Annotated in this window: 10 protein-coding genes; 3 read left to right on the top strand and 7 right to left on the bottom strand. The window is 30.7% G+C overall.

Annotated features, from left to right (window positions below; all coding sequences use genetic code 11):
- Positions 1-23: 23 nt before the first annotated feature.
- From NH341_RS03000 to recO, 3 genes are read right to left on the bottom strand one after another with little or no spacing between them, the layout of a single operon-like run.
- The gene (locus NH341_RS03000) at positions 24-305 is read right to left on the bottom strand and encodes a DUF3817 domain-containing protein (RefSeq protein WP_073182262.1); all 282 of its coding nucleotides are present in this window, start codon (positions 303-305) and stop codon (positions 24-26) included.
- Between the two features lie 12 nt (positions 306-317).
- Positions 318-2,783: a TonB-dependent receptor domain-containing protein gene (locus tag NH341_RS02995; protein WP_159509167.1), complete on the bottom strand. Its 2,466-nt coding sequence runs from the start codon at positions 2,781-2,783 to the stop codon at positions 318-320.
- A 1-nt stretch (position 2,784) separates the two neighbouring features.
- Positions 2,785-3,507, bottom strand: coding sequence for a DNA repair protein RecO (recO, locus tag NH341_RS02990; protein WP_239178219.1), 723 nt, complete (start codon positions 3,505-3,507; stop codon positions 2,785-2,787).
- A gap of 92 nt (positions 3,508-3,599) precedes the next feature.
- On the opposite strand from recO, the gene NH341_RS02985 reads away from it, so the two are divergent.
- Positions 3,600-4,070, top strand: coding sequence for a CYTH domain-containing protein (locus NH341_RS02985; protein WP_047787912.1), 471 nt, complete (start codon positions 3,600-3,602; stop codon positions 4,068-4,070).
- A gap of 49 nt (positions 4,071-4,119) precedes the next feature.
- On the opposite strand, the gene NH341_RS02980 is transcribed toward NH341_RS02985, so the two are convergent.
- The 3 genes from NH341_RS02980 to NH341_RS02970 all read right to left on the bottom strand — a co-directional run bounded on the left by NH341_RS02980 (position 4,120) and on the right by NH341_RS02970 (position 8,817).
- Entirely contained in the window at positions 4,120-7,266 is a 3,147-nt protein-coding gene (locus tag NH341_RS02980; protein ID WP_239178220.1) for a M43 family zinc metalloprotease, read from the bottom strand.
- Positions 7,267-7,412: 146 nt separating this feature from the next.
- A complete protein-coding gene (locus NH341_RS02975; RefSeq protein WP_159509159.1) occupies positions 7,413-8,054 on the bottom strand; it encodes a hemolysin III family protein in 642 nt (213 codons plus the stop codon).
- Positions 8,035-8,817 carry a lysophospholipid acyltransferase family protein gene (locus NH341_RS02970; protein ID WP_370641868.1) on the bottom strand — a complete coding sequence of 261 codons (783 nt, stop codon included), beginning with the start codon at positions 8,815-8,817 and terminating at the stop codon, positions 8,035-8,037. The genes NH341_RS02975 and NH341_RS02970 overlap by 20 nt, the downstream gene beginning before the upstream one ends.
- A 177-nt stretch (positions 8,818-8,994) precedes the next feature.
- Between NH341_RS02970 and trpS the strand changes: the two genes are divergently transcribed.
- Together trpS and NH341_RS02960 are read left to right on the top strand one after the other, a co-directional pair.
- Positions 8,995-9,963: a tryptophan--tRNA ligase gene (gene trpS, locus NH341_RS02965; RefSeq protein ID WP_159611041.1), complete on the top strand. Its 969-nt coding sequence runs from the start codon at positions 8,995-8,997 to the stop codon at positions 9,961-9,963.
- Positions 9,964-10,102: 139 nt separating this feature from the next.
- Positions 10,103-10,357 (top strand): hypothetical protein, encoded by a 255-nt coding sequence (locus NH341_RS02960; RefSeq protein ID WP_047787916.1) that lies wholly within the window; start codon positions 10,103-10,105, stop codon positions 10,355-10,357.
- Positions 10,358-10,539: 182 nt separating this feature from the next.
- Here the strand turns inward: NH341_RS02960 and NH341_RS02955 are convergent, their stop codons facing one another.
- Entirely contained in the window at positions 10,540-11,991 is a 1,452-nt protein-coding gene (locus NH341_RS02955) for a hypothetical protein (protein WP_239178221.1), read from the bottom strand.
- Between the last annotated feature and the right edge of the window lie 16 nt (positions 11,992-12,007).

Here is a 12,007-nt window from a genome sequence, read left to right as displayed (position 1 = left end):
TTTCTTCCTAATAAAAGAAACTATTAAGCCTCAACCTTTTTTAAGTATTTTCCAACGAAAAATGTTCCGAAAGGTAGAATAGATAGTAAACAAACGATTCCGAAAGTTTTACCATTCCAATTTAGCTCGTACTTTAACATAATAGCTAATACAATATAGCCAACAAATAGTAATCCATGAGGCATACCAAGCATTTTAACATACTCTGGATTTCCTTGTAAATATTTAATTGGCACAGCAATAAAAAGTAATAAAATATAAGATATCCCTTCTAATAAACTTACTAATCTGAAAAAATTAATCATTTGGATTTTCACTTAAAAATTGGTTAGCAAAGATACTGAAATATTACGTCCTGCAGCTGAAACCCCTGAAGCAAATTCTTTATAATGTTCATCAAACAAATTAGACAATTGCGCTTGCAAAGCAATGTTTTTTGTGAACTGATATTTCCCATACAACCCAACAGTCATCCAACTAGGGCTTCCGTAGTATTTATCAATATCCTCAGTCGCATCTGCATTTACAATTGGTGTTTGTTCATGGTTATCAATACCCTCAGTTATATTATAATCTGAAATATCTTTTTTTGCATTAAAAACTAAGTTGGCTCCACCTTCTAACTTCTTGCTTACATAACTTACATCAAAACGACCAAATAATGGTGGAATAGACGACATTGGCTCGTTGGTATCATAAGTTTTTCCATACGTATAGGTAACAAATCCTGAAGTATTCCAATTTCTATGTAACTTTCCTTGATAACTAACTGTAGCACCCGTAACATAAGCTGTTCCTTTATTAACATTAGCTACAATAGCTCCGTCTTCTCCGTCATACTCAATAGTTGAACTTCCATTTAGTTCAAAATTTTCTCTGTAAATGTAATTATTCAACAAAGTGTAATACACATTTGCCCCAACCCTAAATTTTCTATTGTTAAAGTATTTTTGAGCTCCAATTTCAGCATTGTATGCATGTTCTGGTTTTAAACTTGTATTCGGTATAGTTACCTTACCGTTCTTCTCTCTTATTTTACCTACATCATCAATATTTGGTGATCTAAACCCAGAGGATAACACCGTGTTTAATTGCCAAGTTTTATTTGGCTTATATACATACCCTATCGTTGCTGTTAGCGATTGATTATCTAGCCTTATATCATTTTGAGGAATATCTATAAACGTTTCATCTAACCATTTTGCTTTCAATATTGTATTAGTGCCTCTAATTCCTGTATTTAATGTTGATTTACTATTAATGTCTTGACGATAATCTACATAAAAAGCTGAACTCAAGTAACTACTTCCTCCATCAGGGTATCGAGATTGTACAGTAAAGTCATTATCAAAACCAACAATTTTATTACCATTAACACGTAATGTTTTTCCGTAAGAGTTTGATGCTACATCATTGTAAGTAACTTCTACTCCATACCCTAAATTCCTTCTTTTAGCTAAGGGTATTGTAAAGTCTCCATTTAAACTAAAAACATCAACTTTTTCTTCTCTGTAAGACCTATCTAAGCTTCCAAACTTTCTTTGTATGCGACTTTCTTTTATATTTTGGTATGCTAAAGTAATAGTTCCATTATCCATCCATTTTTTCTTAGGATTTATAATTAACTGTGGAGATACTAACAAACGTTCTTGTGGACCATAATACCATTCAGCAAACTTTAAATTTCCATTTTTTAACTCTGTTAACTTATCAAAACGAGGAATGTTTGAAGAGGTTGAATACTGTAAGTTTAGTTTAAAGTCTGTGTTTTTTGAAAAAGGAACATAAAACTTTTGTAATACATCTGTTTGACTATAGCCTGTATTTCTTTGTAAGTTTTGATTAGAATTAACAACCGGTGTCTCGTTATAAAAAGTATTAGTATTGTTAGAGTAAAAAGGCAATTTACCCCAATTTTCAAAACCATGAGAACGGTTTTCTCCCATCTTTAAATCTCCAAAATTACTATGAGCTACACTTGTAAAAGACGCCCATTTTTTAAATCTTAATTCAGCAGAAGCTACATTAGTTATTTCATTGTTTGCTGAACTATATCTTAAAAATGTATTTCCTTTAATTTCACTTCCTTTTTCTGATAACTTCGGGGTTTTAGTATAGTAGTGAATTACACCACCTAATGCATCTGAACCATAAATTACTGATGACGGACCAAAAACAACCTCTGTTCTATCTAATAAGTTTGGAGCTACTGTAATTGAGTTTTGTAAGTGTCCTTTTCTATAAATTGCATTATTCATACGAACACCGTCAACCACCAAAAGAACTCGATTACTTTCCATTCCACGTAAAACAGGACTCCCTCCTCCAAATTGTGATTTTTGAACTTTAATTCCAGGTACACTCGCTAATAAATCTGCTGAAGTCTGTGGAGATAGTTTTTCTATTTCTTTTGAAGACACCACTGCTATTTGCTCTGCTATACGGTTGGTTTTTTCTCTGTTCTTAAAAACAGAAACAACTACCTCATCTAACTGTTCTGAGTTTTTTGATAAATATACGTGGTAATTATTCTTTTTTATTACAGATATTTTTTCTTGGTACCCTGCATAAGATACATGAGCAAACGTAAGCAATTCATTTTTTTTAAAATTAGAAACATCAATTTTACCTAATTCATTACTTATTGCAGATGTTGTTTTGTTTTTATTAAAAACTGCCACAGCTTCTACAGGTTTTCCTGTTTCAGCATCAATTACAGTAATAGTTTGAGAAAAGATTGTAACAGTTAAAAGTAAAAAAAATACAGTAATTATGTTTTTCATATTAATTAAACACGGTTTCTAAAACATCTAATGATTTAGGTTTTCTAAATCCTTCCAAATGTAATTCATAATATTGAACTATAATTCGGAGAATAATTTGTCTTTCTTTTTTTGAATAAGAAATTGAATTTATTGCATCAAAATTTATGCCTAATATACCTTTAAAAAGAAGTAATTTTTTTCCCGATAGAGTTAGATTTTCATATTCCGTATCGGTAAAACCTCCTTCTAACAAATTAAATGCTGTTTTATCAATATTGGTTGTATCTGGATAAAAACCTAAATACCTAGATAAATTTAATAAAAATAGTAAATGAAAGTTTGCAACCTCATTATGTGTATCTAACCAAATTATAGAAGTTTCAATATAACTGTATAAAGGATTATTTTCTTCCTCTTCTTGTAGAATATATGATAACACTTCAGATAAAAATAATACAATTGTTTGCTTAACAACAGAAGTATAAATAGTTTCATAAGGATGAATCACTTGCACTTCTTTAATAGAATGCAATGAGCTTTTATTACTATGGTTTGCCGTAAGGTTTAGCTGTGTTAATGGTTGAAAGTGCGCAGGTTTTAACTTTCCTTTTTTTGATTTTAGCACTCCTTTTATCATGTACGATTTTACTCCTTCTTGTAAAGTAAAACATTTTACTATCAAACTAGTATCTCCATATTTAAGAGAACTCAAAACAATGGCTTTTGTAGTAACTACTGCCATTTAACCAAGTTTAACTATTAAAATCATTAATCAAAGATATACCAATAATACCAACAAAAATAGTACATTCGTATAAAATTGATTCCTTTAGTATGGCAACAGAGATAGAGCGAAAATTCTTGGTAAAATCTACAGACTTTAAACAAGAAGCTTTTCAAAAAAACTACATAAAACAAGGTTTTTTAAATTCAGATAAAAAAAGAGTAGTACGAGTTCGCTTAAAAGATAATACTGGTTTTTTAACTATCAAAGGGGCATCAAGTGCTAATGGAACTACTCGATTTGAATGGGAAAAAGAAATTGATAAGAAAGAAGCTGAGAGTCTTTTTGATTTATGTGAAAAAGGTAGTATTGAGAAATATAGATATTTAGTAAAAATTAACAATCATATTTTTGAAGTAGATGAATTTTTAGGGGATAATGATGGATTGCTTATTGCTGAAGTTGAGTTAGAAAATGAAAATGAAAGTTTTACAAAACCTGAGTGGTTAGGTAAGGAAGTTACTGGAGATGCTAAATACTATAATTCTAACCTAAGTAAATTACCGTATAAAAAATGGTAAAACCATCTAAAAATAGATGGTTTTACCATTTTTTATTTTAATAATCTTTTTATTTTTTTAAAATACTAAGTGTTTTTATTTCTTCTCCTGATTGTATTTTCAACAAATACATCCCCTCTTTTTTTAAGATGCTTTCATCAATCACTACATATGTTGAGGAGGAATTAACCTTTTCAGTATAAATATGTCTCCCCAATAAATCGTATACATGTAATTGTATATCCTCTTTTTTAGAAAAACCTGAAAGGTTAATTTTTGTTTGTGATTCAAAAGGGTTTGGTGCAGCATAAAGCGTAACATTTTTACTTAACTCATTATAACGAGCTCCAACAGCTCCAATTCTATTTACGGTTGTAATTGGCAAGTTTGCCGCTTTATTATAGGCATAATCTGTTAGTGTGTAAGATTGCCCATTACTTGCTACTGAAACATGAAACCATCCATAATGTGTATTTCCATTTATTTTAAAAGAAAAACCTATAAATCCTGTTTTTCCATTCCATAGAGTATAATCAGAAGAACTAACTAAAAAACTATGTGAATCTGTTACGAAATTACTTGAACTTCCAATTACTACTCCTTCTTCTAAATACGACACTTCATTACTCACTCCATTACATACCAATTCTTTACCGTAAGTTACTAATCGTAAAGTATTACCTGTATACCAAGCACCATAATCTGTATCATCACCTGATTCGATTCTAAAAAATTTCCAAGTATCATTTGATCTGACTGTAAGGTCATCTATATCAACATATACAATATTATCTGTGGTATCACAAGGCAAACATGAACCTCCACAATCAACACCAGTTTCATCACCGTTTTGAACACCATCATTACATGTTGGCAAAGAATTCTCAGATATTATTATTTTATAATCCTCAACCTCTCCATAACTAAAAGACTCACAAGATGTTGCTATACCATTATACTTCATTGAGACCCTCATTCTAGTATCTCCTAATACTGCCGAGTTAGGCACAGTAAATTGTCCAGAAACTATATTATCTTTAGACGCTGATTTACTCCAAACCAGTTCACCTGGATCTGTAAAATCTCCATTTTTATTATAATCAATCCAAACACTATAACCTTCAGAATATTTTGTTGTTCTCCAACTCGGAGTTATTGTTACTGAATAACTATCTCCCCTTAATAAATTAGTAGATATAGAAGCTGTATAATCAGCATACCCATTGCTTGAACTAGAAGAACTATTATCTATTGTATGTAATTGTACTCTACTAATAAATTCATCGTTAGCATTTTTACCATTAGAATCACAGTAAGTAATAGCTACGTTACATGGCTCACAAGTACCACCACAATCAACACCAGTTTCATCTCCATTTTGAACACCATCATTACACGTTGGTTGACCTCCATAAACTTTACTTCCTGCTTTAATTTCTCCATAGGGTTCTGTACTATACGCATAATCTAGAAGTGAATAGGAAGAACCATTATTATTCACTTGTACTCTAAACCATCCATAATTTAACTTTCCTGGATATAGTTGAAATTGAAACCCTATATATGCCGTTTTACCATCCCAAGCTGTATAATTTACATCTCTAATCACATGCAAATCGGGGTAAGCCCCTCCTGACACCCATGAACTTTGCTGGTTAATTTCAGTATTGAGTGTTAATGGTATTGGGTTTCTTGTTCCTGGTTGACATACCAACGCTTTTTGATACGTTTCCAATTTTAGTGCGTTGTTTTCAAAAAAAGTTCCGAAAGCATTATCATTTTCTGCTCCTTCTATCCTAAAAAACGTCCAAGTACTACCTGAGTTCGCGGTATAATCCTGGTTATCTACATATACTATTTTGTAAGGGTCATAAAAACTAAACTCAAAAGCTACTTTATTTGAGTTTAAGGCTGTTGTACCTCCCGAAATTGCAGCATCTTTAAATGTTATAATTCCGGTTGAATTATTTGCTTTTACATGGTTCAGAGCTTTACCTGTAAAATTTACACTTAACTTTCTGTTATTAACTACCGAAATTTGTGCTGATATTCCTTGTGGAAGATTTAAGTCAAAATGAGTACCAAGAGACAGGTTTCCAGATCCAACAGCAAATGTTCCTCCCTCTAATGTAATGTGCTTTGCTTCATTAACAATTGTACCGTTATTTGTTAGTGCTTCTTCAACTTTATTATTATCTACCACAAGTGAACCTCCTGACAAATTAACTCCTGTAGCTACTAAGTTAGATGGTTGCCATAAGGGTTTACGAGCTGGATGATCTAATGCTACTAACATTCTATTTATTTGCCCTTGTGTAAACATTTTTGCACAACCTGATGCGGAATCATAGCCCATATAGTTTTCATAGTTAATTAAATTACCACAATCACTCGCACCAACATTACAACCATCATCTCCTGAGTTAGTGTCTTCTTTTGGAGTATCATCTACATAATCTCCATTGGGATCATTACAACCCCCTTCAAATGTATGAATAAGATTTAACCAGTGACCAAACTCATGGGTTAATACTGATGCAAACTCTTTATTGGTATTTCCATGAATATAACGTCCATTATAAACTACTCTTGCTGTATTATTATTAGACATTGCTGTGTTAGGATACCATGCAACTCCTGAGTTTGTCGAACTTCCATCTGCATATAAGTCTCCCATAATATATACATTCATGTACTTATAATTATCCCATGCATCTGCAGCTATTTGAGCATCATAACCACCTCCATTCCCATAACCAGCCTTTTCTGGGTGGAATACAACACCATTAGTACTCCCTCCATTAGGATCTATCTTAGCTAATGCAAACCGTATACTAAGTGTACCTCTTCTACCAGAAAAAACAGGGTCTACTGTATTAAAGTCATCATTTAGTCCATTAAAATCTTCATTTAACTTATCTAATGCTACTTTTATCTTATCGTAAGTTACAGTTAATCCATGCTGAGTAGCACCATAAACATGTACTACTACTGGAATGATGTACGTTTCTCCCGCTCTATTTGATTGCGAAATTTGCTTTTTACTAACTACTTTTTTTGTGTAGTGATTGAACCTCTCAAACTCTTTCTTTGATTCAGGGTATTTTGAAAATACCTTTTGATTTTCAATTGTAACTTTACAGTCTTGAGCCAACATAACCTCAACACAGAAAAACAACAAAAAGAAGAAGGGGAACAAAATATTTTTTTGTTTCATAATTGATTGATTTTAAATTACTTAACAAACCTACAACTACAAAACAAATTAAATTAATACAATAGTAACCAATATAAATAATAAATTACCAATTAATATAAATTTAACTTTAAAATGATTTTTTATTTATTTTTTTAACATTAAAACTAAACAAAAAACAAAACGCATATGAAATGAGATAAACTTCCAAGCAAAACAAAAACATGAAATGTTGCGTGATTATAGCTCAATTTTTTTATAGAATAGAAGATAGCTCCAACGGTATAAAAAACACCTCCAAGAAAAAGATACATTACCCCATCTTCATGCAACCTTTCCATTAATGGTTTTATCAAAAAAACTACTTGCCAACCCATTAATAAATACAATGCTGTAGAAAGCCTATCAAACTTCCCTGTAAAAAAGAATTTTAATATAACACCTATAAATGCAAACACCCAAACAAAGATAAACATATACCAACCTAATTCTCCTGACAAAGTAACCAGACAAAAGGGAGTATAAGTTCCTGCTATTAACACATAAATAGCTGCATGATCAAAAATATTTAGTTTTCGTCTTAGCTTAGGTTTTTTAGCTGCATGATAAAAGGTAGATGCTGCATATAGAATTATTAAACTAAATCCATAAATTAAAAAACTGACCATCTGCCATAAGCCATCGTAATTGAATGATTTATGTACCAGAAAAGGTAAGGCTATAATACTTAACAATAGCCCAAAACCATGAGTAAGTATATTTAATCTTTCCTCTTTTTGGCTGTAATGGTTATTTAAACTTTCTTTCATGAATGGAACGATTTGTGTCTTTCATATACAACTCATCATTAATTAATTCATTGTATATTATATTATAAGTCTGCTCCCTTAACTTGTTCTTATCTTGAGCAATTAAATTTTTTGTCTCTATGAATTTACATTGTTTTACTCTTAGTACACCTGGTGACCCTTTAAAGAAATCCCATGAAAATAAACGCTTCCCGTCATAATAAACTTGGGGCACAATAGGTATTTGATGCTCAATAGCCAAACTGAATGCTCCATTTTTAAAAGGCGCTAAAACTACATCTTCTGTTGGCACTAAACCTTCAGGAAAAATAGCAATACTTGTTCCATTTTTTAATCTCTTATGGGCTTCTTCATATACTTTTTTTCTACTTTCTAAATCACTCCTATCAACTACAATAACGACTTTTTTATAAAAAAAACCAAAAATTGGAAATTTTGCTAATTCTTTCTTCCCTACAAAAACTATTGGATTTTTACTCATTGCTATTAACACCCACGGATCAATAAATGATGCATGATTACTACAAAACATGTAACTCTCATTACAGTTTATTTCCTGTTCTCTTTCTATATTTAATCGAAATCCCATTCCATAAATTAAAAAGAAAGCCCAAACTCTAACCATTTTCCAAAAAGCAGGGTAATACTTCTCATCTGAAGTTAAGACTAGTAAGAAAGGTAACATTATTAGTATGGAAACTACTATTAACGTGTAAAACCAAACACGCCAAATAAAACGAATAGGAAAATATATGTATTTCAAATTTTTAAAATTTATAATTAACCAACTAACTTTATTTTTCTTTTTCTTTTTTTGAGGAATTTAAAAACCTAAACTCGTTTAAAATGCGAAAGTAGTAATTTCTTTTGTTTGATAAATTTTAAGCTTATTTTTGTTGACTTAAGCAAGCACTTATTAATAATATTTCAAAACAGACTTATGTCAAGAATTTTAACAGGAGTACAAAGTACAGGAACCCCACATTTAGGAAATTTATTAGGAGCAATTTTACCTGCAATTGAAATGGCTAATGATTCTAAAAACGAATCATTTATATTTATTGCAGATATGCACTCTTTAACCCAAATTAAAGATGGGAATGAATTACGCGAAAACACTTATAGTGTTGCAGCTACTTGGCTTGCTTGTGGTATTGATATTAATAAAACCGTATTTTATCGTCAAAGTGACATTCCTGAGGTTACTGAATTAACTTGGTATTTAAGCTGTTTTTTTCCATACCAACGTTTAACCTTAGCACATGGTTTTAAAGACAAAGCTGATCGTTTAGCAGACGTTAATGCTGGTTTATTTACCTACCCTATGTTAATGGCTGCAGATATTTTGCTGTACGATGCTGAAGTTGTTCCTGTAGGAAAGGATCAGTTACAGCATTTAGAAATGACACGTGATGTAGCTAATAGATTCAATAATATTGTTGGTGAAACTTTGGTTCCACCTCAAGCCAAGATAAATGAAAACACAAAACTAGTACCTGGTGCTGATGGTGAAAAAATGAGTAAATCTCGAAATAACTTTATCAATATTTTCTTACCAGACAAAAAGTTACGTAAGCAAATTATGTCTATTCAAACGGATAGTAAAGCGTTAGAAGATCCAAAAGATCCAGATAGTGACAATGTTTTTGCTATATATAGATTGTTAGCTTCAGAGAAGCAAATTAGCGAAATGCGTGCTAATTATGAAAATGGAGGTTATGGATACGGACATGCAAAACAAGCTCTTTATGAATTAATTGTAGAAAAATTTGCTGATGTACGTACTAAATATAGCCACTATATGGAAAACCGTCATGAAATTGATGAAGCTTTAGCTGTAGGAGCAGAAAAAGCTCGTTTAATTGCCAAAGATGTGCTACAAAGAGTTAGAGGAAAAATAGGATACTAATTATATCATCTAGTAAATAAGTCATTTTATCCCTAAAAAATTAGGAGTATATCCCCTATGAAAAACGGGGAATAGGTAACCTTTGTTAGTTGTGTTTTTTGATAGTTTTACACTACTATTAACCTCAAACTAACATATTATGCCACATTATGCACAAGGAACAACAGGATGGACAAAACTAAAAGAATATCAAGCTTTATGGGATCCTAAAATTGATTTGGGTAAGTTTTACTTTACGACATTTCAGGGAAAAAGACAGGAAACTCCATATATGACTGCAGATAATTTTGCTAGAGTAATTGACATTTTAAGAAATGAAACTCCTGTATATGGAAACGCAACTACTGGCTCTGTAACCACACAAGGAGAACTTGTAGGCGAAGAAGAAAGCTAGGAAATTCAAATATAATAACTAAACCCAGAATATATATTCTGGGTTTTTAATATAGGATATCAATAAAAAATATTCATATAAAATTTACAAAAGTACTGTAATCTTTTTTTTTACTTTTACTTCTCAAAAGGTATTAAAACCTCGCATGAATAGCAAGGTTACAAATATAGTAAAAGGTTAATTTATCTTGTGAATTTTCTTAAGTGATATGTTTTGTCGCTAGGGGTATAATCACTTCTAATATAAAAATCTTTATATTTGAAAATAGTGTAGGCAATATCGCTTTTTCTAGGGGTACTTTTTATTTTATCAAAAATATTCCTAGGTATTTTGGTGTCTTTAATGTGCTCAAAACCTGTATCAAATAAACATTCAATTTGAGTTGATTTTGTATTGGTGAAAGAATTATATGCAAACATGGTAGGGTTAAAGAAAAGGTTCACATTTACACTTCCTAGGCTAGCTATTGGTCCACCTATTCCTCCAAAACCTGCCATCATCATTGGAGCAGCAGACCTTTGTTCAACATACCCCCCTATAGTAAACAAGTAACTGTTTTTATTTTTAATGACTGAAACACCAATTTTACCAGTAGTTATTTTACGTAAAAATTTCTTAGTTTTTTCTAGCTCTCTATAACCGTTATAAAAGCCTCCTTTTTGAATGATTGGAGAGTTTTTAAAGAGTATTTCCTCATCTTTACTAGCAGCATATTCTTTTATAAAATTCCCAGTTGCTAAGTCTAAGATGTACATTGATAAAACATCCTTCGTAGCTGCTACTATTGCTACTTTATTATCAAAAATAAAAGAATTAGTTTTTTTTCTTCCTGATTTAATATTAGAAAGAGGTTTGTTGAAAGTTGCTGTTGAAACTTTATAGTTTGTTAAGTTTACAGTAAATAATTGAGTTATATTTTTATTATTATCAAAAGAAATAATAAAGTTATTACCTTTTAAATACATTTTGGCAGTCTCAGAAACTGATTCAATTGAGTTAGGTGTATTTTCTTCAAACTTTTTGATAGGTGAGTAGTTAAAAGGTAACAAAAGATCTACAATTCTTACTTTTTTATTCTTTTCGTTAAGAAGTCTTAGCTCAGAAATGTCTAGTGGAATATATTGTAAGTTACCATCTTCATTAAGGTAGTTTAAATATATACTACCATCTACTTTATTTCCAGAAATAATATAAAATTTGTTTTTTAAAGAGACTGTTTGGATAAAAGTTTGTCCAGAAGGAAGTAAAAACTCTTTTACTGTGTTTTTTTTATTATCAAAAGAAAAACTTACAGCAGCAAATTGTGTGTTACTTTTATTGGTTAAAAATATTTTATATTCATTATTGTAAATACTGCTTCCCAAAAGTATTTTATACTTCCTTTTCTTAGTTTCAGATGAAAGTTGACCGGTTAATTTAAAATCGTCATTAAATTTATATGCGTACACATTTTTAGCATCAGCAATTAAAATAGCCAAGTCATTATTTTCAGTATTTACAACAGGAATTACATCTTTAATGTCTGTTGAGTTTTCTTTTAAAAAGTTTTTAAAACTAGCAATTTCTGTTTGAGCAAATAAAGAATTACACATAAATCCTATTAAAAACAGGATGTTGATACAATTTTTTTTCATTTTTAGTTATTAAGAG

Origin of the sequence: Tenacibaculum sp. XPcli2-G (genome assembly GCF_024124505.1) — a bacterium.
Lineage (GTDB): Bacteria > Bacteroidota > Bacteroidia > Flavobacteriales > Flavobacteriaceae > Polaribacter > Polaribacter mesophilus.
The sequence above is the reverse complement of the archived record's forward strand: the minus strand, read 5'-3'. Positions and strand labels throughout refer to the sequence as shown.

What these genes read in the sequence shown, in the direction of transcription:
- NH341_RS03000 (WP_073182262.1), bottom strand. Translation starts at nt 305, where the DNA reads ATGATTAATTTTTTCAGATTAGTAAGTTTATTAGAAGGGATATCTTAT.
- NH341_RS02995 (WP_159509167.1), bottom strand. Translation starts at nt 2,783, where the DNA reads ATGAAAAACATAATTACTGTATTTTTTTTACTTTTAACTGTTACAATC.
- recO (WP_239178219.1), bottom strand. Translation starts at nt 3,507, where the DNA reads ATGGCAGTAGTTACTACAAAAGCCATTGTTTTGAGTTCTCTTAAATAT.
- NH341_RS02985 (WP_047787912.1), top strand. Translation starts at nt 3,600, where the DNA reads ATGGCAACAGAGATAGAGCGAAAATTCTTGGTAAAATCTACAGACTTT.
- NH341_RS02980 (WP_239178220.1), bottom strand. Translation starts at nt 7,266, where the DNA reads ATGAAACAAAAAAATATTTTGTTCCCCTTCTTCTTTTTGTTGTTTTTC.
- NH341_RS02975 (WP_159509159.1), bottom strand. Translation starts at nt 8,054, where the DNA reads ATGAAAGAAAGTTTAAATAACCATTACAGCCAAAAAGAGGAAAGATTA.
- trpS (WP_159611041.1), top strand. Translation starts at nt 8,995, where the DNA reads ATGTCAAGAATTTTAACAGGAGTACAAAGTACAGGAACCCCACATTTA.
- NH341_RS02960 (WP_047787916.1), top strand. Translation starts at nt 10,103, where the DNA reads ATGCCACATTATGCACAAGGAACAACAGGATGGACAAAACTAAAAGAA.
- NH341_RS02955 (WP_239178221.1), bottom strand. Translation starts at nt 11,991, where the DNA reads ATGAAAAAAAATTGTATCAACATCCTGTTTTTAATAGGATTTATGTGT.